16 protein-coding genes are annotated in these 21,537 nt (G+C 67.8%); 3 read left to right on the forward strand and 13 right to left on the reverse strand.

What is annotated here, in order from left to right; genetic code table 11:
- Positions 1-47: 47 nt before the first annotated feature.
- From JNL31_RS16760 to JNL31_RS16770, 3 genes are read left to right on the forward strand one after another with little or no spacing between them, the layout of a single operon-like run.
- Positions 48-662 (forward strand): TetR/AcrR family transcriptional regulator, encoded by a 615-nt coding sequence (locus tag JNL31_RS16760; RefSeq protein WP_294975719.1) that lies wholly within the window; start codon positions 48-50, stop codon positions 660-662.
- A gap of 5 nt (positions 663-667) precedes the next feature.
- Entirely contained in the window at positions 668-1,843 is a 1,176-nt protein-coding gene (locus JNL31_RS16765) for an efflux RND transporter periplasmic adaptor subunit (RefSeq protein WP_294975722.1), read from the forward strand.
- An 11-nt stretch (positions 1,844-1,854) separates the two neighbouring features.
- A complete protein-coding gene (locus JNL31_RS16770) occupies positions 1,855-5,184 on the forward strand; it encodes an efflux RND transporter permease subunit (protein WP_294975725.1) in 3,330 nt (1,109 codons plus the stop codon).
- 232 nt (positions 5,185-5,416) lie between these two features.
- On the opposite strand, the gene JNL31_RS16775 is transcribed toward JNL31_RS16770, so the two are convergent.
- The 13 genes from JNL31_RS16775 to JNL31_RS16835 form a co-directional block, all read right to left on the reverse strand.
- Entirely contained in the window at positions 5,417-7,105 is a 1,689-nt protein-coding gene (locus JNL31_RS16775; RefSeq protein ID WP_294975728.1) for a hydantoinase B/oxoprolinase family protein, read from the reverse strand.
- Entirely contained in the window at positions 7,102-9,120 is a 2,019-nt protein-coding gene (locus JNL31_RS16780) for a hydantoinase/oxoprolinase family protein (RefSeq protein ID WP_294975730.1), read from the reverse strand. Before JNL31_RS16780 ends, JNL31_RS16775 begins: the two co-directional genes overlap by 4 nt.
- The gene (locus JNL31_RS16785) at positions 9,121-9,819 is read right to left on the reverse strand and encodes an ABC transporter ATP-binding protein (RefSeq protein WP_294975733.1); all 699 of its coding nucleotides are present in this window, start codon (positions 9,817-9,819) and stop codon (positions 9,121-9,123) included.
- Positions 9,809-10,513 (reverse strand): ABC transporter ATP-binding protein, encoded by a 705-nt coding sequence (locus tag JNL31_RS16790; protein ID WP_294975736.1) that lies wholly within the window; start codon positions 10,511-10,513, stop codon positions 9,809-9,811. The genes JNL31_RS16785 and JNL31_RS16790 overlap by 11 nt, the downstream gene beginning before the upstream one ends.
- Entirely contained in the window at positions 10,501-11,433 is a 933-nt protein-coding gene (locus JNL31_RS16795; RefSeq protein ID WP_294975774.1) for a branched-chain amino acid ABC transporter permease, read from the reverse strand. The genes JNL31_RS16790 and JNL31_RS16795 overlap by 13 nt, the downstream gene beginning before the upstream one ends.
- A 26-nt stretch (positions 11,434-11,459) precedes the next feature.
- Positions 11,460-12,338, reverse strand: a complete 879-nt coding sequence (locus JNL31_RS16800; protein WP_294975738.1) for a branched-chain amino acid ABC transporter permease — start codon at positions 12,336-12,338, stop codon at positions 11,460-11,462.
- Between the two features lie 76 nt (positions 12,339-12,414).
- Complete coding sequence (locus JNL31_RS16805; RefSeq protein ID WP_294975739.1) at positions 12,415-13,686, reverse strand: ABC transporter substrate-binding protein; 1,272 nt, start codon at positions 13,684-13,686, stop codon at positions 12,415-12,417.
- An 80-nt stretch (positions 13,687-13,766) separates the two neighbouring features.
- Positions 13,767-15,098 carry a hypothetical protein gene (locus JNL31_RS16810; RefSeq protein WP_294975741.1) on the reverse strand — a complete coding sequence of 444 codons (1,332 nt, stop codon included), beginning with the start codon at positions 15,096-15,098 and terminating at the stop codon, positions 13,767-13,769.
- Positions 15,099-15,169: 71 nt separating this feature from the next.
- Complete coding sequence (locus JNL31_RS16815; protein WP_294975744.1) at positions 15,170-15,757, reverse strand: amino acid synthesis family protein; 588 nt, start codon at positions 15,755-15,757, stop codon at positions 15,170-15,172.
- The gene (locus JNL31_RS16820; protein WP_294975746.1) at positions 15,744-16,598 is read right to left on the reverse strand and encodes a UPF0280 family protein; all 855 of its coding nucleotides are present in this window, start codon (positions 16,596-16,598) and stop codon (positions 15,744-15,746) included. Before JNL31_RS16820 ends, JNL31_RS16815 begins: the two co-directional genes overlap by 14 nt.
- Positions 16,589-18,019, reverse strand: coding sequence for a 6-hydroxynicotinate reductase (locus JNL31_RS16825; RefSeq protein ID WP_294975748.1), 1,431 nt, complete (start codon positions 18,017-18,019; stop codon positions 16,589-16,591). Before JNL31_RS16825 ends, JNL31_RS16820 begins: the two co-directional genes overlap by 10 nt.
- Complete coding sequence (locus tag JNL31_RS16830) at positions 18,016-20,676, reverse strand: molybdopterin cofactor-binding domain-containing protein (protein ID WP_294975750.1); 2,661 nt, start codon at positions 20,674-20,676, stop codon at positions 18,016-18,018. The genes JNL31_RS16825 and JNL31_RS16830 overlap by 4 nt, the downstream gene beginning before the upstream one ends.
- The gene (locus JNL31_RS16835) at positions 20,673-21,524 is read right to left on the reverse strand and encodes an FAD binding domain-containing protein (RefSeq protein ID WP_294975753.1); all 852 of its coding nucleotides are present in this window, start codon (positions 21,522-21,524) and stop codon (positions 20,673-20,675) included. The genes JNL31_RS16830 and JNL31_RS16835 overlap by 4 nt, the downstream gene beginning before the upstream one ends.
- Positions 21,525-21,537 lie beyond the last annotated feature (13 nt).

Consider the following 21,537-nt stretch of genomic DNA (forward strand, 5'->3'; position numbering starts at 1 on the left):
AGGTCGCCTATTTGCGTGAATGAACGTTCATTCCCAAGACTGGCCTCATGTCCCTCGCCCCCCATCCCAGCCAAGCCGATGCGCGCAGCCACGAAATCCTTGCCTCGATCCGGCAGGCCTTCGCCGAGAAGGGCTTCGACGGCGCCTCGATGCAGGACCTTGCCCGCGCCGCCGGGATGAGTGTCGGCAACTTCTACCGCTACTTCCCCTCGAAGTCCGAGATCGTGAAAGCGATGTGCGGCTACGACCTGTCCGAGATCCAGGCCGAATTTGCCGATGTCCAGAACGCCCCCGACCCGATGCTCTGCCTGCGCGACCACATCCTCGGCCACTTCGACGGCAAGGAAGAGGCCGACGGCCAGCTTTGGGCCGAAATCACCGCCGCCGCGATCCGCAAGCCAGACATCCGCGAGGCGGCGGCAATGATGGAAGGCACGATCATCGCCTTCCTGATCGCGATCTTCGCCGCAGTCACCCGCCGCAGCGAGGCCGAGGCGCGCCAGCGCTACGAAGGCCAGGCGCAGATGCTGGTGATGCTGGTCAAGGCCATGGCCATGCGCACGTGCCAGTGCGGCCCCGCTAGCCCCGCGCTGTCGGCGCAGGTGGTGGCGGTCGTGGACCGCGTCCTGTCCGAGATATCCAACGACAAAGCAGAAGGCTGAGACCCATGCGCCCGACCCTTGCTCTTGCCGCCCTTCTTGCCCTTGCCCCCCTGCTGCCCGCCCGGGCGCAAGAGGCCGCAGCCGCCGAAAGCGCACCCGCCGCCCCGGCACTGCCCGCGATCACCGTCAGCTCGGTCACGCCCCAGACCCTGACCGACCGGATCATCGCCTCCGGCCTGATTTCTGCCGTCGAGGAGGTGCAGGTCGCGCCCCTGGTCGAGGGCCAGCCGCTGGACCGGCTTCTGGTCGACGTGGGCGACATGGTGGCCGAAGGTCAGGTTCTCGCCGTCCTGTCGAAATCCACCCTGGAATTGCAGAAGACCGAGGCCGTCGCCTCGCTCGCCGCCGCGCGCTCGACCATCGCCCAGGCCGAGGCACAGAAGGTCGAGGCCGAGGCCGCCGCTGCCGAGGCCGCCCGCGTCGTCGACCGCACGACCAAGCTCCGCGCCAGCGGCACCGCCCCGCAGGCGACCTGGGATACCGCGAACGCCAACGCAATCGCCGCCAACGCGCGCGTCATGGTCGCCACGCAGGGCCTGGAATCCGCCCGCGCGCAGCTGGCGCTTGCCGAGGCGCGGCTGGAAAACGTCGACCTGATGCTCAACCGCACCGAGGTGAAGTCCCCCGTCGCGGGCCGGATCGTGGCGCGCAACGCCAAGATCGGGGCCATCGCCACCGCTGCCGGGCAACCGATGTTCGTGATCACCCGCGACGCCGCGCTGGAACTCCGCGCCGATGTGGCGGAAATCGACCTCCTCCGCCTCGCCCCCGGCCAGACCGCGCATCTGCGCGCCGTGGGCATGACCGAGGCGCTTACCGGCACCGTCCGCCTGGTCGAGCCTGCCATTGACCCCGTCACCCGCCTTGGCCGCGCCCGGATCAGCGTCGAAGCAGGCGACACGCTCCGCACCGGCATGTTCGTCGAGGCCGAGATCATCGCCGCCGAGCGCGACGGCCTTGCTGTCCCCGTCACCGCCATCGGCGCCTCGCCCGAGGGCAGCACGGTGATGCGCGTGAAGGACGGCGTGGTGGAACGGGTCACGGTCAAGACCGGCATCCGTGACGGCGGGCTGGTCGAGATCACCGAGGGCCTGACCGCAGGCGACACCGTCGTCACCAAGGCCGGGGCCTTCGTCCGCACTGGCGACCGGATCAACCCGGTCCCTGCAGCCACGAACTGAGGGGCCTGCGCATGAACTTCTCCGCCTGGTCGATCCGCAACCCCGTCGCCCCCCTTCTGGCCTTCTTCCTGCTGCTGATTCTCGGCTGGCAAAGCTTCAACGCCCTGCCGATCACCCGTTTCCCGAACATCGACGTCCCCCTCGTCGCCGTCTCCGTGGCCCAGTCCGGGGCGGCGCCTGCGGAAATGGAAAGCCAGGTCACCAAGGAAATCGAGGATGCCGTCGCGGGCCTGACCGGCGCCAAGCGCGTGACCTCGACCGTCACCGATGGGCTTTCGACCACCGTGATCGAATTCCGCATGGAAGTGCCGACCGACAAGGCGGTGCAGGACGTGAAGGACGCCGTCGACCAGATCCGCGGCGACCTGCCGGGCGGGATCGAATCCCCCATCGTCACCCGCATCGACGTCGAGGGCCAGGCGATCATGACCTTCGCGGTCCACGCCCCCGACATGACGATGGAGGAGATCAGCTGGTTCGTCGACGACACCGTCACCCGCGCCCTGCAAGGCAAGCCCGGTATCGGTCGCGTCACCCGCATCGGCGGGGCCGACCGCGAAATCCGCGTCGAACTCGACCCGGTGAAACTGGACAGCTACGGCGTCACCGCACAAGCCATCAGCGCCCAGATCGCCGCTACCAACACCAACCTTGGCGCCGGCAAGGTCAAGCTTGGCACCGGCGAGCAGGTCATCCGTACACTTGGCGACCAGGGCACCGTCGACAGCCTTGCCAACACCACCATCGCCCTGCCCTCGGGCCGGTTCGTCAAGCTGACCGACCTCGGCCAGGTCATCGACAGCTATGAGGAGCTGAAAAGCTTCGCGCGCATCGACGGCGAGGCCTCGGTTTCCTTCCTCGTGTTCCGTTCCAAGGGCGCATCAGAGGTTTCAGTCGCCGAAGTCACCAACCAGGTGGTCGAGGAACTGCGCCAGCAGAACCCGAACGTCTCCATCACCATGGTCGACGATTCCGTCTTCTACACCTACGGCAACTACGAATCCGCGCTCCACACGCTCCTCGAAGGCGGGCTTCTGGCGATCCTCGTCGTCCTCGCCTTCCTCAGGAACTGGCGCGCCACGCTGATTTCCGCCGTGGCCCTTCCCCTCTCGGCGATCCCGACCTTCTGGCTCATGTCGCAGCTCGGCTTCTCGCTGAACCTCGTCAGCTTCCTGGCCCTGACGCTCGCCACCGGCATCCTCGTCGACGACGCCATCGTGGAAATCGAGAACATCGCCCGCCACATCCGCATGGGGAAAACCCCCTACCGCGCGGCGATCGAGGCCGCGGACGAGATCGGCCTGGCCGTCATCGCCACCACCTCGACCATCATCGCGGTCTTCGTCCCCGTGTCGTTCATGCCCGGCATCCCCGGCCAGTACTTCCGCCAGTTCGGCCTGACCGTGGCCATCGCCGTCTTCTTCTCGCTTCTCGTCGCGCGCCTGATCACCCCGATGATGGCGGCCTATTTCATGCGCGCCAAGGATGCGGTCGGTCATGAAGAGGGCCACGCCGATGGCGCCTTCATGCGTGCCTACATGCGGGTGGTGAAATCCACGACCAAGGTCCGCCGCTGGAAGAAACACCCCCGGATCGCCCTTCCCACCTACTACATCACCCTCGTCGTCGCCGTGATCGTGGTGATCATCTCGGTCATCGCCATGCTGCAAGTGCCCGGCAGCCTCTTCCCGCCGGAAGACGAAAGCCGCATCGTCGTTTCCGTCGAACTGCCCCCCGGCTCCACCCTCGACGATACCGCCGCCACCACCGACGCGATGCGCGAGGTTGTCAAGGACATCGACGGGGTGGACTCCGTCCTCGTCATCGGCGGCTCGACCCCCCTTGGCGACCGCGACATCCGCCGTGCCACCTTCACCATCATCCTCGACCGGCTGGACAACGGCCTCGAACGCAAGCTGATCGACCTTGGCCGCGCCCTGCCCCTTGTCGGCAACCTGATCCCGGAAATCCCCTCCGAAGGCCGCCTGCGGCCCCAGGTGGAAATCGAGGCCGATGTCTTCCAGGCGCTGAAAGCCGTCCCCGACGTGCGCGCCTTCAAGGTCTCCACCATGGGCGGCGGCGGCTCGCGCCCCTTCGCCTATGACATCCTCTCGACGGATGAGCAGGCTCTCGACACCGCCGTCCGCAAGATCGAGGAGGCGCTGCGCGACGAGCCGATGTTCCTCAACCCCTCGACCGAGGCCGCCCTGCCGCGCCCGGAAATCCAGATCACCCCCAAGGCGGACGAGGCCGCGCGGCTGGGCGTCACCGTGCAGCAGATCGCCACGGTCGTCCGCGTCGCCACCATCGGCGATGTGTCGGCGGCGCTCGGCAAGCTGTCCATCGACAACCGCCTGGTCCCGATCCGCGTGCAGCTGGACGAGGTCTCCCGCGACGACCTCGCCCGCATCGCCGCCCTGAAGGTGATGACCACCGCCGGTCCCGTCCCGCTCTCTGCCGTCGCCACGGTCGAGGTCGGCGAGGGTCCTTCGGTCGTCAAGCGCCTCTCGCGTCAGCGTGTTGCCACGCTTGGCGCGGACATTGCCCCCGGCAAGGTGCTGGATCAGGTCACTGCCCGCTTCAACGAGATTCTGCCGACGCTGCACCTTCCCGCCACCGTCAAGGTCGCGCCCTCGGGCGATGCCGAGGTGCAGGCCGAACTTCTGGTCAGCTTCCAGAACGCGATGATCCTGGGCGTCCTTCTGATGATGTTCGTGCTGATCCTCCTCTTCCATTCGGTCCTGCAACCGATCACCATCATCTTCTCGCTGCTCCTCTCGGTCGGCGGGGTAGCGACGGCCCTGATCGTCACGCAGAACCCGCTCTCCATGCCCGTGCTGATCGGCATCCTGATGCTGATGGGGATCGTGGCGAAGAACGCGATCCTCCTGATCGACTTCGCGATCGAGATGCGCGACCGCGGCATGTCCCGGATCGAGGCCGTGGTCGAGGCCGGCCACAAGCGCGCCCAGCCCATCGTGATGACCTCCATCGCCATGTCCGCCGGGATGCTGCCTTCCGCGCTCGGCGTCGGCGAAGGTGGGGCCTTCCGTGCCCCCATGGCCATCGCGGTGATGGGCGGGATCATCGTCTCGACCGTGCTCAGCCTTGTCGTCGTGCCCTCGATGTATCTGGCGATGGACGACCTCTCGCGCTTCTTCTCCTGGGTGCTCGGCCGCTTCATCGGCAAGAAGGAGGTGGAGCCGAAGGTCCCCGACCCGTTGGTCCTCGCCGACAGCATGGCGCGCAACCAGATCGACGTGGCACTCTTGCAGGGCCGGATTTCGCTCCTGGAAGAGACGCTCGCCCGCCGCACCCCGAAGCCCCACGCGGCAGAATGACCACCTCCCGCTCCCCGTAGGGTGCGCTACAGCGCACCATCCGTCCGCTGTTCGCGATTCGTCCTGCGTGGTTAACGGCGATACGTATGGCCGTGCGTATGGATGGAATCCAGACGGAAGGAAGACGCTTTCCAGACGGGAAATTCCGGCAGACCCGGCGCCATTAATCCAGCGTTCCCAACGGGTTGCCCGGGCCCTGACACCCCGTTGCGCAGCCCTGGAAGATTTTTCGTCAACCTTCCCTTAACCCCGGCCACAACCGCGCGGCCTCTTCTGCCGTGTATCGCCCCAGCCGCACATCCTCGGCCACCAGCGCCGGGTCACGCTTCGCCGGGTCGCCATAGCCCCCGCCGCCGGGCGTCCTGACCCGCACCCGGTCCCCCGGCTTCAGCGCAATGTCCTGCGCCTTCGACAGATGCTCCGGCACCATCACCACGCCATCCCGGATCACCTCCACCCGGTTCACCGCCCCGTCCTTCCCCCCCAGCGCGCCTTGCGGCCCGACCCGCCCGTGATCCATCACGAACGACGCCCGCGCCTCGCCGCGCAGAAGCTCGATCTCGTAGTCGAGGCCAAATCCCCCCCGATGCTCCCCCGCCCCGCCTGACCCCTCATGCAGCGCGTAACGCCTGTAGATCACAGGGAAATTCTGCTCCATGATCTCGACCGGCGGCGCCTTGGAAATGCCGATGGTCGAACAGCCATTGGCAATCCCGTCCCCCCCCGCGAACCCGCCGTAGCCCCCGCCCGAGATCTGGTACATCACATAGTCCCGCCCCTTCTCCGGGTCGTTCCCGCCCAGCCCGAAGTTGCCCGAAGTCCCCGCCGGGGCTGCCGTCACATGCCCCGGCACCGCCTGCACCAGCGCCGCGAAGACGACTTCCGCAATGCGCTGGCTGACCTCTGCCGCGCACCCCGACACCGGGCGCGGGTAGTGGGCGTCAAGGAAGGTTCCTTCGATCCCGACCACCTCCAGTGGCTCGAACGCCCCCGCCGAAATCGGTACGTCGGGAAAGATATGCCGTATCGCCAGATAGACCGAGGACAGCGTCGTCGCCCGGACCGAGTTCATCGGCCCCATGCAAGGCCTTGAAGAACCAGAAAAATCGAAGCTCAGCCCACCCCCTGCTTTCGTCACCGCAAGGGCAATCGTCAAGGGCTCGTTCACCACCCCGTCACTGTCGACGATGGCCGTCGCGCGATAGACCCTCTCCGGGATCAGCCCGATCATCGCCCGCATCTGCCTTGCCGCCAGCCGCCGCATTTCGGCAATGGCCTCGATCACGGTCGCATCGCCATATCGGTCCAACAGCGCCCCCAGCCGCTCCGCCCCCACCAAGAGCGCCGAGGCCTGCGCCTTCACGTCGCCAATCCGTTGTTCCGAAACGCGAATGTTGGAACAGATGATCTGATAGATCTCCGGGTCCAGCACGCCCTTCTTGAACAGCTTTACCGGAGGAATCCGCAACCCCTCCTGTTCCGCACTGATGGCGCTTGCCGAGAACCCGCCCGGCACAGCACCGCCGGTATCCGGCCAATGCCCGGTGTTCGACAGCCAGCAGAAGATCCGCCCCCCGCGCCAGACCGGCATCGCGAAGCGCACATCCATCAGGTGCGTGCCCCCGAGATAGGGGTCGTTAACAATGTATATGTCACCTTCCTCGGGCGGAGCCGTCACTCCCGCCGCGATGCGCTCCAGGATGGTCCTTGTGGAAAACTGCATGACGCCGACGAAAACCGGCAGGCCCTTCGACCCTTGCGCGATCAGGCTGCCATCGGTCGCCGAATAGATGCCGTCGGATCGGTCATCCGCCTCGGCGATCACCGGACTGAAGGCCGCACGCGAAAACGTCATATCCATCTCGTCGCAGACCTGCTGGAGGCCCGCCTGAATCACGGCGAGGGTGACGGGATCAATCATTTGTTAACCTCGATGATGAGGTTGCCATCCGCATCCGAAGTCACTCTCGCACCCGGGTCGACGACAACGGTCGTATCCATTTGCTCAATGACCGCAGGCCCTTGCAGGCCGATCCTCAAGGGAAGATGATCGCGCCAGTAGACCGGAGTATCTCGCCAGCCGTCGAACCAGACCCTGCGGGTCGCCGATGGTTCGGCACCCTCTTTCCGCCCCTCCGGGTCGATCAGCCGCGACAGGTCCAGCGCCGGGCGTTCGCCGATGACCGAGACATTGAGGTTCACCAGATTGGCCCGGATCGTCGGCAGGTCCACCCGGAACCGGGCGTGATAGGCCGCCTCGAACCGGCTTTGCAAATCCTCCCGATCGGGCAACGCCGATGGCAGCGTCACCCGCAGCAGGTGGGTCTGGCCGACGAACTGCATGTCCGCCGAATACTCCGCCCGGATGGACGTCAGTGCGATCTTCTCCAGCCCGATCAACCGCCGCCCCTCGGCCTCCTGCGCGGCCAGAACCCCGTGCACCTCGGCCATGTCCACGCTGTCCAGCGGTCGGTTCAGGGTGCGCACGAAATCGTGCCGCAGGTCGGCCACCACGCAGCCGAGCGCGTTGGTGATGCCAGGGCGGGCGGGGATCAAGACCTTGGGAACATTCAGTTCCTTCGCCAATGCTACAGCGTGCAAAGGCCCCGCCCCGCCAAAGGCGAAGAGCGCAAAGTCGCGCGGATCGGCGCCCATCGAGATCGAGACCATCCGGATCGCCCCCGCCATGTGGGTGTTGGCAATGCGGATCACCGCCTCCGCCGCCGCCTCCACCGACAGGACCAAAGGCACCGCGATCTGCTCCCGCATCGCCGCGTAGGCCGCCTCTGCCGCCTGCCCGAACCGGCTGGCGGGAAGCCGCCCGAGGATCAGGTTCGCGTCCGAGATCGTGACCCGCGTCCCCCCTCGTCCATAGCAGACCGGCCCGGGGTCAGAGCCCGCGCTTTCCGGCCCGACCCGCAGCATCCCGCCCGCGTCGATCCGGGCGATGGAGCCACCCCCGGCGCCCACTGTCCGCACATCGACCATCGGCACATGGATCGGCATGGCATATTCAACCTCGATCTCGTTCGAGACCGGCGCCACCCCGCCCCGGATCATCGCGACATCGGTCGACGTGCCCCCCATGTCATAGGTCAGCAGGTTTGTGATCCCCGCCCTGCGCCCCGTCGCCACCGCCGCCATGACGCCCGAGGCGGGCCCCGACATCACCGTCTTGACCGCCTCCTTCGCCACGTCCTTCGCCGCGACCATCCCTCCGTTGCCGTTCATCACCAGAAGGTCGCGCGCATAGCCCCTTGCGGCCAGCTGATCCGCCAAACGCGCCACATAGCGCTCCAGAAGCGGCTGGACCGACGCGTTGACCGCAGCCGTCACCCCCCGCTCATACTCCCGAGATTCCGAAAGAAGTTTGTGCCCCAAGGTGATGTAATCATTGGGCCAATTCTCCGCGGCGATTTCCCCGGCCCGCAGTTCGTGCGCGGGGTTGGCATAGGCGTGCAGGAGGTGGATCACGATGGCCTCGCAGCCCGCCTCGCGCAGGCGCTGGACGGCGGCCCGCAGCGCACCCTCGTCCAGTGGCGTGACCACCCGGCCGCGGGCATCCATCCGCTCGGGCACCTCCAGCCGCAGGTCGCGCGGGATGATCGGGGTGAAGGCCCCATGCATCCCGTAGGCCTGCGGTCGGGTGCGGCGGCCAAGTTCCAGCACGTCGCGAAAGCCCAGCGTGGTGACAAACCCGGTCTTCGCCAGCTGGCGCTCCAGCACGGCATTCGTGGTCGTTGTGGTGCCATGGACGATCAGGTCGATGCCGGAAAGGTTCGCTCCGGCAGCCTCGAAGGCGGCCAGTACCCCGCCCGACTGGTTCGGCAGCGTCGTCGGCACCTTGGCCAGCCGCACCGCGCCACTAGCGGGATCGAAGACCACCAGATCGGTGAAGGTGCCGCCCACATCGACGCCTGCCACAAGACCCGTCATTCACACCCCCACATAGTTTCGGAACACCGGGTCGTCTGCCGCCAAGCCCTTGACATCCCTCGTCTCCTCCACCCGGCCCGCAACCATGAAGGCCACGCTGTCCGCAAGCCTCAGCACCGCATCCACCCGCTGTTCCACCAGCACCACCGCGACGCCCTGCCCCGTCAGGGTCCGGATCGCATCCTGGATCAGGCTGACCATCGACGGCTGCAACCCCTCGGTCGGCTCGTCCAGGAGCAGGACCTTTGGCTTCAGGCACAGCGCGCGGGCGATGGAGAGCATCTGCTGCTCGCCGCCCGAAAGCGTCTGCGCGACCTGGCTCAGACGCTCGCCAAGGCGGGGGAAGAGGGTGAGAACATGGGCCAGCGTCGCCCGATCATTGCCCTGCACCAGCCCGCCGATGGCAAGGTTCTCGGCCACCGTCAGCGGCCCGAACAGGCGGCGGCCCTGCGGGACATAGGCGAGGCCGTGTCGCGGCACCTCATGCGCGGGCAGGCCCTCAAGCGCGGTGCCATCCAGCCGGATCGTGCCTTCCGTGGCGGGGACAAGGCCCATCAGGCATTTCAGGAAAGTCGACTTGCCCACCCCGTTCCGGCCCATCAGGCAGGTGATCCGGCCCGGTTCGGCCCGGAAATCGACGCCGCGCAGCACGGTGACGGGGCCGTATCCGGCGATAAGGCCTGCCACCTCAAGCGCCAAGATAGGCCTCCTGCACGGCGGGGTTGGCGCGAATTTCAGCGGGCGTTCCGGTTGCCAGCACCTTGCCGAAATTCAGGACGGTGATCCGGGTGGCAAGGTCCATCACCACCTCCATGTTGTGCTCGATCAGAAGGACGGTCGTTGCGGGAACCAGGCCTTCGACCAGCCGGATGAAACCCTCGATCTCGCTGGCGGCAAGGCCCTGGGTCGGCTCGTCCAGGATCAGGACGCGGGGCTGCAGGGCCAGGCCCATGGTAAGTTCAAGAAGCCGCTGGTGGCCGTAGGACAGGGTCTGCGCTTCCTGCTTCTCCAGCCCCTCCATGCCGACACGGGCCAGCGCGGCGCGGGTCCTTCCGGCCAGATCGCCCACCCCACGAGCCTGCACGGCCAGGGCCACGTTGTCGAAGACGCTCAGGCGCGGAAAGATCGAGGTGATCTGGAACGTGTAGGCGATGCCCTTGCGGACCCGGACGTGCGCAGGAAGGGCCGTGATGTCCGTACCGTCCATCAGGATCGTGCCGGACTGCGGCAGGCGGCGGCCGGACAAGAGGCTGACGAAGGTCGTCTTGCCTGCCCCGTTCGGCCCGATGAGCGCGTGGATTTCGCCGGAGTTCAAGGTGAAATCGACGCCATCCACCGCCTTCAGGCCGCCGAAATGCAGGGTCAGGCCACACGTTTCGATCAGGGCAGCCATCTGACCCACCTTTCCCGGATCGTGCCCAGAATGCCCTTCGGTGCAAACAGGACCAGCGCGACCAGCGCGGCCCCGACCAGGAAGAAATAGGCCGAAGTCAGGCCGGATGCGGCCTCGATCAGCGCGAACATGACAAGCGCGCCAAGGAAGGGGCCGAGCGTGGTGCCCGCCCCGCCGAGAAGGACATAGAGCATCGGCAGGATCGAATACTGGATGGTCGCGAAGCTTGCCCCGGCATAGCCAAAAAGCAGCGCATAGGCGGCGCCTGCCGCCCCGGCATAGAGGCCGGAACAGGCAAGGGCCGCGAGCTTCACCATAAACGGGTTGTAGCCGAGCATCCGGCTGCGTTCCTCGTTTTCCCGCATCGCTACCATGCTGCGACCGAAGGGCGAGCGGACAAGGGCGAGGCTGGCCAGAAGGCCGAGGGCGAAGATGACAAAGGCCGCAAGGAAGCGCGGCGTGTCGGCCGAAAGGTCGAAGCCAAAGATCCTGCGGCTGGCATTGGCCAGGGCAAAGCCGTCGTCCCCGCCGGTGATGGGGGCGAAGTAGAGAAGGGTCAGGAAACCGGCCTGGGCAAACATCAGCGTGACGATCATGAAGCTGACCCCCGCAGTGCGCAGGGCCAGAAGGCCGACCGCTGCCGCCATCAGGCCCCCGCCTGCGACCCCGGCAATGAAGGCGGGCCCCGCGCTCCAGCCCCAGAGCTGGGCAGGCAGGCCCGCGGCATACATTCCGGCGGCAAGGAGAAGCGCATGGCCGAGGCTGAGAAGCCCGGTGTAACCGAAGGCAAGGTTGTAACCCATGGCGAAGACCGCCAGCACCATGATCCGGACCAGGTTCGTGGCGTGATATGGCGACAGCCAGAACTGCGCGCTGAACAGGACCGCAAGCAGCGCAAGGTGCAGCACCCAGACCTTCACGCCCCCGCCCGTCACGCCCCCGCCCGTCACGCTTTCGCTCCGAACAGGCCATGCGGGCGGAAGACCAGCACCATGGCGACCAGCAGCGTGGCTAGAATCTTTGCAAGAGTGGGAGTGAAGAACATCGAGATCACGCCGTCCGACAGGCCGATGACCAGCGCCGCGATCAGCGTGCCGCGCAGGGAGCCGAGGCCGCCGATGATCACCACGATGAACGACAGAAGGAGTGGATCGCCCCCCATCAGGTAGTGCGCCTGCTGGATTGGCACGATCAGCACCCCTGCCAGCGCTGCAAGGCCTGCGCCAAGGGCGAAAGTACCCATGTAGACCCGGTCGACGTTGATGCCGAAAGCGCGGGCGGTGGTCCGGTCGACCTGCGTCGCGCGCATTATCAGGCCCGCCTTGGTGCGCGTCATGAAGGCCCACAGCGCCAGCAGTACAAGGCCGGCCGCAAGGATCACGAACAGCTTGTAGCCGGAATAGCCGAACCACGGCAGCTGGATGCGCCAGTCGAACGGAGCCTGCACAGGGTTGGCGTTCGGCCCGTAAAGCGACAGCGTCGCCTGCTGGATCATGTAGAGAAGCCCGATGGTTGCGACGATTGTGGCCTCGGGATCGTAGTTCAGCCGCTTCAGGATCAGCCCGTCGGCGGCGGCGGCCAGGGCGCCCACCAGAAGCGGCGCCACGACCAGCGCCGCCAGGAAAGCCAGCGCCGGTGGGCCGGGAACAAGGGCCGCGACCGCCCAGGCAAGGACGGCGCCAAGCATGTAGAACTCGCCATGCGCAACGTTCACCACCCGCATGACGCCGAAGACCAGCGACAGCCCCGCCGCCGCCAGCGCAAGCGTGGCAGAGGTCACAAGCCCCTCCATCAGGGCCAGAAGCAGGAACGGTCCGAAGGCCATCTGGGGGTCCGGTACCAGGGAAAAGCCGGGAAAATCACCCTCCTGCAGGTGCAGGGGGGTGATTTTCCCATGCGGCTCAGAAAGCCATCGTCGTGTAGTCGACCGCATCGTCATAGGCGCCGTCGGCCATGCTGGTCTGGTGGACCCGCACCAGCTTGCCGCCCTGAATCTGGCTGATGTTCTGCGTGCCGAAGACCTGGTGCGTCTTGCCGTTGAAGACCTTGGCCCCCTGCGGCCGTTCGATGCCATAGGGCATGTCGCCGATCGCCTCCATCGCCTCGACCAGCTTCTGCCTGTCCGCCGGGCCGGTGTATCCCGCGGCCTCCATCGCCTGCTTCAGGAAGAACAGTGTCTCCCAGGTCGAGAACATGTGCGAATAGGTCGCCACATCCGCCGGATCGCTGACCGAGGCGCCGTTGTCGTCCACCCCCACGGCGGCGCGATAGGCGGCCTCGTGCTCGCCCGCGTCGGCGGGTTTGACGCGCGGATGCGCCTCCCAGAAATGCGAGCCTTCCAGGAATTCCAGCCCCGGCGTCGCGGTATCGACCGCTTCGAGAGAATCGATGAAGCCGAAAAGCTGCGGCTTCGCGCCCGAGCCGTAGAACTCGCCCAGTTCCTTGACGAAGGTCAGGACCGCCGGGCCGACCATGACATGATAGATCACCTCGGTCCCGGCCGGGATCTGCGGGAAATAGCGGGTGAAGGTCGTCTCGGTCGGCGGAATGGCGATCTGGGCCACCACCTCGCCGCCCTGGGCCGCGATCGCGGCGGTGAAGAAATCGCGGTGGTCGTAACCGAAGGCATAGTCGGGAAAGACCATGGCGACCTTCTTGCCGAGATTGGCCGAAACCCAGGGCGCCATCGCCTGTATCTGGCTCCGGACATCGGTGATGCCGGGCTGCAGGGTCCACCGGTTCAGCGCGCCGGACGCGACATGGTAGCCCTCCGAGCAGACGAGATAGGGTACCTTCAGCTCGCCCGCGCGGGGCGCCGAGCCCATCACCACATGGCTGAAAAGCGTTCCCATCACCACGTCGCAACCGTCGGACTGGGTCAGCTTGTCCACCACCTCGGCACCGCGCTTGGGGTCGGTCGCGTCGTCCTCGAACAAAAGTTCGACCGGGCGTCCGGCAATGCCGCCGCCGTCGTTGATCGCCTTCAGCGCGGCCTGCGCGGTGCGTTCGTACCAGCGACCGTAAGCCGCGCCGATGCCGGTCCGGTGCAGCTGGAAGCCGATCTTGATCGGTGCGCCTTGCGCGGCCACATGACCCGGCAGTGCGGCGGTCAGAAGCCCCGCACCCCCGGCCAGAAGCAGGCCGCGGCGGGTGGGATGAAGCAAGCTCGTCATGTCCGATTCTCCACTGTTGCGGCCCCGTGTCGGGCCCTGGTTGTCATGGGGGGTCAGTGCCCCGGAACTGTCCAGCTTTTTCATCCGGTTCTGGCGGTGGACAGCAGCCAGAGCCCAAGCACGGTGTACGCGACCATCAGCACCGTCATCGGCACATGCGCCAGCGGCCGTGCGCCCTGCCCCGCCAGCTTAAGCCCCAGGAGGACCGCCAGAAGATGCGCGCCCAGGATCGCCGCGAACTGGGCGGCATAGATGAACGGCATCACGCCCGGATCGGTCAGGAAGCCGAAGGAGACGTAGAAGGGCGGCAGTCCCAGCCAACTGTCGCCGGTCAGGAACGGGTCGTTCAGGGCGGCCAGCGTGTATTGCCCGGCGGTGAGCAGCATGACCAGATAATGCGCCGCGTGATACCCCGCCGCGATGGCAAGGAAGGACAGTATCACAGGCCCCGTCGCGACGCCCCCGCCGATCCGGCGGGCAAGGGTGATCGCTGCAAGGATCAGCGTCAGCGTCCCAACCCAGACCGCGACAAGCCCGACCGTGTTCTGCCAGACCACAGCGCTGCGGCCCACCGGCTCCAGCGGGTTCTGCCCGATCAGCGCCTGCCACCAGAAAGTTTCCGCCATGCCGTCGAAGGTCAGGGCGGCCAGGGCAAGGCTGACGAAGACCACGGCGGACGGGGACAGCGACGGCATCGCCAGCACCTGCGTCCCCGGCCAGCCCACCATCAGGCGGGTTCTGCGTTCATCAATTTCGTGCCAGACGGGCGAAACCTTCGAGATGAGGCCGAAGAGGACGGTCAGGAACTCGCCCCGCACCAGCCAGTCCTCGCCCTCCAGCGTGGCGAGAGTGAAGATCACCAGCCAGTAGCCGAGCGCGAGCTTCGCCAGCACCGCCGGGTCGTCGGGGTAGAGCGAGACCATCTGGAACCAGACGAACCCGGCATAGCCGAGGACGGCTGGCCAGTGGCCGAGGCGGGAGAGGCCGATGGAGCCGCTGCGGCCCAGCAGCGTTCGGGCGATGCGGACCGGCCCGAACCAGGGGTTGATCGCCCGCCAGAGGTTGCCGAACAGCATGGAGCCGATCGGGACCACGATCCAGACCCCGGTCCAGAACACAAGCGTCATGAGGTTGTGCATCGGATCGCGCTCGCCAAAGAGGCCGACGAAGATCAGGGCGAGGAAGACCAGGAAGGAAAGGTAGGAGGTAAGGGCCACCGGCAGCAGCACGCGGTGTTCCCAAACCAGGCGCGGTGCCATCACCGGAAGACGATGCACCGCCGCACCGAGAAGCGCGGTCAGGGCGACCGTCAGCGCGGCAGCGGTGATATAGTGGCCGGTCGGCAGCGTCAGGATCACCGAGGGCGGCAGGGCACAAGCGAAGGCAAGGCCGGGTGTCAGGAGAACGGCCACGGCGGCGAGCCCCGGAATTTTCGAAAATTCCGGCCAAAATTCTTCGAAGAATTTTGCGAAGGGCTCGCGTGTCACCGCAATCCGTCCTCCCCCTTGACCTGCTCGATCTCCAACCCCCCCATCCGGCTGTGTATCCGCCCGCCCCGCGCCATGCCGAGCGCGAACAGGACCTCGTTCGCCCGCGGCCCGTCGGCGCAAGCCAGCGTGATCGCGTCGAAGCGCGACCGGACATAGGCCGCGTTCAGATGGCCAAGCGGCATGTCGAGCGTCGCGCCCATGCCGCCGACCTTCATCACGCTTGGCACGATGGCCCGGCATTCGCCCAGCCGCTCGCGCATCCCGTAGCCGCCCGCGACATGCCAGAGCGCGCCATGCTCGCTTTCGCCACCTTCGCCGGTGATGGCGCCCTTGCCATAGGCGTCGATCCCCTGACGGCCCCCGAGTGCGGCAACCAGCCGGTCGGTCAGGTCCAGCGCCAGCGGCTTCAGGTCCTCCATCGCCGCTTGCAGGTCGGCGACGTAGCGGCCCGCGAAGGGGTTGGCGCAGATCGCGTAGATCGCGCCCCTGACCGGCGGAGGCGTCACCAATGGCCCGCCTTCGTGCCGGATTTCCTCCAGCTGGATCACGATCTTCCGCACTGCGAAATCAGCCACTTGCATCCCCCGTCTCCAGCGCCAGCGCGCCCGTCACCCGACGCTCACCCTGCAGGAAAAGTGCCGCCCCTTCAATCAATCCACGCGCCCGGAAAGCTTCCGCCGCCCGCAGTCCTGCCTCCAGCGCGCAGGCCCGCTCCTCCGGCGCAAGCACCGGCACCGAGACCGTGACCAGTCGGTCGCCAAGGTCGGTGTCGCACCGGATATCCCGCGCAGGGCGTCGCCCGATCCCCGGATGGTCCACATTCACCGCATTGGCCACCATCGTCGCCGCCGCATCCGCCAGCGCCGCGGTCCGCGCCACCACCGTCACCGCATCGGCGATCCCGAGGGAGAAGCTGCGCCCGCGCCAGCCTGACGTCGCGATGCCGCGCACCGGATCGGTCGCGGCGACCATCACCCGGTCCATCCCATCGGAGACCGCGAGTGCGCAGGTCAGCCGCTCACCCGGGGCCAGCCACAGCGCGATGTCGCCGCCGTTGTTGGCATAGGCGCGGGTGATGCCCGGACCAACAAGCGCGGCCAGCACCTCTTCGGCAACCGCGCCCGCGACGGCGGCCATGGGCGTGACGAAGGCGGGTCGGAACGGGGCCACGGCGGCGGCCATCCGACGGGCGATCCCCCCTTCCACCGGCGTGTCCTCGGACCGCAGCGCAGGCAGTTCGAAGACCAGTTCCTCCAGGATCGTCGCGAAACGGCCTGCGGCGCGGGCGTAGGCGCCGCGGATTGCCGGGGGGAAACCGAACGCCTCGGCTACGATGTCGATAGGCCCGTGCTGCAGGTGAAGCCGCCCGCCCGGCACCAGGGCGGCGACGGCTTCCGAGGCAGAGGGCGCGTTCAGGGCCATGGCTCGACCCTCGCCGCCGTCGGGTATTCGCCACCTTCGGCCATCGCCTCTTCGAGGCTTCGGATGCTGTCCTCGTGGCCCCCCATCGCCAGATAAGCCTCGCGCGGCAGGGTGAATTCCAGCGGCGCGACCAGCGCAGGCGTCGGGACATAGCCGAAAGCCCCCTTCGGCAGGCGCGTCACGTCGACCATGAAGGTGATTCCGCCCCCCGGCCAGACGAAAGTTTCCGCCCCACCACTGGTCAGCCGCGTGACGCCGCCCTGCACCGACCGCGTGAGGCGCACCGGGTTCTTCGCCACTCCAGCGCGCAGGCTGCCCCCCGCGCCGCCGACGAAAAGCACCGTGCAAAGCGAAGGTTCGCAATTCTCGTCAATGAGTTCGACGGTCTTCCTCAAGTTACCTGGCAACTCGTGTTGCACCGGGCGCAGATCGTCGTCCAGCACATAGTAGGCATACTGCTCGCCCGTGGTGGACACCATCAACAGCCGCAACCCCGGTCGCGCGCCCTTCTTCGGATTCCACTCGCCAAGAATTTCCAGCGGGTCGGTCAACCGGGTGCCGCCCCAGCCTTGCCCCGGCTCCGACACCCGGAAATAGCGCCCCGGCGTAGACCGGTGCCCCTTGATCTTGATGCCGGAGGGCTCCCAGCCGATCACCTTGCCGGCCTGATGCTCGCTGACGACGCCGGTGATGTGGTCGTCAACCACCACCACCTCGTCAACGAGGCCCCGCCACTGCACCGCGAACATGCCGATGGTGGCCGACCCGCAGCCGACCCGCATCCGGCGTTCCCTGACCCCGTCCACCACCGGCGCCTGTCCGGCCTGCACCACGACCGTCGAGCCGCCGTCGATGGTCAGTTCAACCGCCCCGCCGTTGCACAAGGCCAGCATCGCGGCGCAGGTGACGCGCCCCTCGGCCTTGCCGCCCCCGGTCAGGTGATGCACCCCGCCCAGCGACAGCATCTGACTGCCATATTCGGCGGTCGTCACATGGCCCACGGGCTCGCCCTGCGCCCGCACGATAGCGCCTTCCGGCCCCAGGAAGCGGTCGGTGTCGATCTTCACCTTGACCCCGCAATAGGAGAAGATCGCCTCGGTGACGACCGTCACCATGTCGGCCCCCTCGACCTGCGAGGACACGATGAAGGGCGCGGGTTTGTAGTCGGGGTAGGTGGTGCCCGAGCCGATGCCGGTCACGAAAGCGTCGGCGGGCACGGGCGAGCCGTCCCAGTCCCGCGCGGCGAAGGGCACCACGCGCGCCCCGGCCTCGACGGTATGCGACAGCAGAACCACCGGGTCGGTGCGGATGATCCGGCCATCCGCGTTCGCATAGCGGTCGCAAGCCCCGGTCTGGCCGGGCGCGATGTAGCACATCACCGGGCAGGCATCGCAGCGGATCTTCGCGGGCGCTTCGGTCATCTCAATGCCTCCAGGACCCGGTGTGGCAACGCCGGAATCCGGGTGATCTCGGCCCCAGTGGCATGTCGTATCGCGTTCAGGATCGCGGGGGCGGTCGGGATCAGGACGTGTTCCCCCAGACCCTTGGCGCCGAACGGGCCTTCGGGATCAGGCACCTCGATGATTAGGCTTTCGATGGGCGGCACATCGCCGAAGGTCGGGATCAGGTAGTCGTGCAGGTTCTCGGTGCGGCCCGGCAGGTATTCCTCCATCAGCGCCATGCCGATGCCCTGCGCGATGCCGCCCTCGATCTGACCCTGCACCAGCATGGGATTGATCGCGCGCCCCACGTCATGCGCGGCGGTGATCTTCAGAAGCCGCACGGTGCCAAGCGCCCGATCGACCTCCAGCTCCACCATCTGCGCGCCGTAGCCGTAGACCGCATAGGGCGCCCCCTGCCCGTTCTCGTCCAGCTTCGAGGTCGGCGGGTCATAGCTGGCCTCGGCGCTCAGCGCATGGCCATGCGCGTCGGCAGGCAGCGCGGCAAGGTCGATCCGGGCCGTCATGCCGCGGTCGCGCACCAAGACACTCGCGCCCTCAAGCGACAAAACTGCCCCCTCTCCCGCATTGGCGCGGCGCAGGATCTCGGCGCGCAGGCCCTCGGCGGCCGCCTTTGCGGCGCGGCCGGTGACATAGGTCTGGCGGCTGGCCGAGGTCTTGCCTGCATCCGGGGTAAGCGCGGTGTCCGGCCCAATCAGCCAAAAAGCGGAAAGCGGCAGGCCCACGGCCTCGGCGGCGATCTGGGCGATGACGGTGTTCGACCCCTGGCCGATATCGGTCGCGCCCTGATGCAGGACGACCTCGCCTTCCGGCGAAAGACCGATGCGGATGGTCGAGGGGTTCGGCAGCGCGGTGTTGCCACAGCCATACCAGCACGAGGCGACGCCGACGCCCCGGCCCCCTTGGCCCTTCGCATCCGCCAGCGCGCGGGTCCAGTGCGGCTTCAGCGCCACCAGGCAGGGGTGGATGCCGGTCGCCTGCAACACCTGCCCGGTCGCCGAGGCATCACCGTCGCAGAGCGCGTTGCGCAGCCGGAACTCCAGCCGGTCGATCCCGGCCTTGTCCGCCAGCCGGTCGAACATGGTCTCCTGCCAGAGCGCCCCCTGCGGCACGCCGAAGCCGCGGAATGCGCCGGAGACGGGTCCATGGGTGTGGATCGCCCGCGCCCGGGCGGCGATGGCGGGGGTGAAATAGGGGCCGGAGACATGCACCGGCACCCGGTTTGCAACCGTCGGCCCCCAGCTGGAATAGGCACCGGTGTTGAAGCGACCCTCGAACTCCATGCCCATGATCCGCCCATCCGCATCGCAGCCGATCCGCCCCCGCATCTCGGCCGGGTGGCGCTTGGTGGTCGAGGTCATGCTTTCGTGACGAGAGTAGGTCATCCGGCTGGGCCGCCCGGTCTTCAGCGTCACAAGCCCGATCAGCGGTTGCAGCGAGATGTCGAGCTTGGACCCGAACCCGCCACCCACTGCCGAGGGGATGATCCGCACCCTGTCAAGCGGCAGGCCAAGGATCGCGGCGGTATCCTCGCGGTCCATCCCCGGCGCCTGGGTGCAGGCGCGGATCGCCAGCATCTCGCCCTCCATCCAGGCCGATCCGGCCTCGGGCTCGATGTAGGCGTGTTCGACAAAGGCAGTGGTCATCGTGCCCTCCACCACATGCGCCGACCTCGCCAGAGCGGCGGCGGCATCGCCCTTGACCACCCGCCCCTCGATCAACAGGTTGCCAGGACGGTTGGGATGCAGGGGCTCGCCCGCCTCCGCCTCCTCTGGCGTGGACAGGACCGGAAGCGGAGTCCAGGTGATCGGGAAGCCGGACAGGTCGGGCTCGGCATCGGGCTCGAAGGCCACCAGCGCCACGCATTCGCCGCGGAACCGGGCGGGCGAGGCGGCGATGGCGGGCTGGTCGGCGAAGGGCGGGATGACGGAAAAGGCGTTGCGGCCCGGGATGTCGGCGGCGGTGAAGACGGCCGCCACGCCGGGGCGGGCGCGGAAGGCCGCCAAATCGACGATGGCGAACGCCGCATGGGGATGCGGCGAGCGCACGGCCTTGACCACCAGCGCGCCCTCGGGCCAGTCGTCGGCGCCGAAGCTGTCGCCCGCGACCTTGGCCGCGCCGTCCAGCCTGCGGACCGACACTCCGACGCCCCCCTCCGCCGCCGAGGGCAGTTCGCCCTGCCCGGCGGCCACGACCGCGGCGATGATGCTGCGATAGCCAGTGCAGCGGCAGAGAACACCCCCAAGCCCCGTCTCGACCTCCGCCGCCGACGGCTGCGGGGTGCGGGCCAGCAGCTCCGCCGCCGTCAGCAGCATCCCCGGCGTGCAGATGCCGCATTGCGCCGCGCCATGGGCGTGGAAGGCGGCGCGCAACCGGGTCAGTTCCGGCGTCTCTCCCTCGACCGTCGTCACCACCCGACCGTCCACCCGCAGCGCCGGGGTCAGGCAGGCGCAAACCGCCGCCCCGTCCAGCAGCACGGTGCAGGCGCCGCAATCGCCCGCGTCGCAGCCGACCTTTGTGCCGACCTTGCCGAGCCGCTCGCGCAGGGTTTCCGACAGGCGTTCAGTCGGGGGGGCCTCCACCACGACCGGCGCGCCGTTGAGCGAAAAGCGGATCATGCCACCGCCTCGGCCACGGCCCGCCGGACGAGTTCCACCACCGCCGCGCGCCGATACCCTGCCGTCGCGCGCACATCGTCAATGGGGGAAAGCGCCGCCTGCACTTCCGCTGCCGTGACGCGACCCTCCGCCCCAGCCACCGAAGCCCCCACCAGCGCCGCCTCCACCGTCGGAAGCCGCACCGCGACCGGAGAACAGGAGCCGACAGCGATTGCCGCCCCGGTGACACGCCCACCCTCCAGCACCACCCGTGCCGCCACCATGGCGATCGAGATCACCAGATGCGACCGCGCGCCCAGCTTCACGAAGGCCGACCCCCCGCACAGGGCGGCCTCCGGGATCAGCACCGCCGCCAGAATCTCTCCCGGTCGAAGGGCTGTCCGGCGCGGGCCGAGCAGGAACTCGGCCAGCAGCAACCGCCGCACACCCGCCGCCGACACCAGCTCCACCTCCGCCTCTAGCGCCAGCAACGGCGGCACGCCGTCGGCTGCGGGCGAGGCGTTGCAGAGGTTGCCGCCGATGGTCCCCGCGTTCTGCACCTGCTGCCCGCCCACCTGCCGGGCGGCTTGCTGCAACGCCCGCGCCGCAGGTGGCAGCTTTGTCCCGGCAATCGCGGCCCAGGTCGTCGCCGCGCCGATCCGGAGGCCCCTCCCCTCCATGATCCCGGACAGTTCCGGCAGTCCGGTCAGGTCAAGCACCCGGCCCGGCAGACCTGGCCCCGCGCCTGGGTAAAGGTCGGTCCCTCCGGCCAGCACCCGCCAGCCACCCTGCGCCAGAAGTTCCGTCGCCGCGGCCAGCGTGCCGGGGCGGGCATAGTCCCGCACGGAGGGGGCAGAATTCATATGCATGACAACAAGATTG

This window comes from Tabrizicola sp., from assembly GCF_016792905.1.
Taxonomy (GTDB): domain Bacteria; phylum Pseudomonadota; class Alphaproteobacteria; order Rhodobacterales; family Rhodobacteraceae; genus Tabrizicola.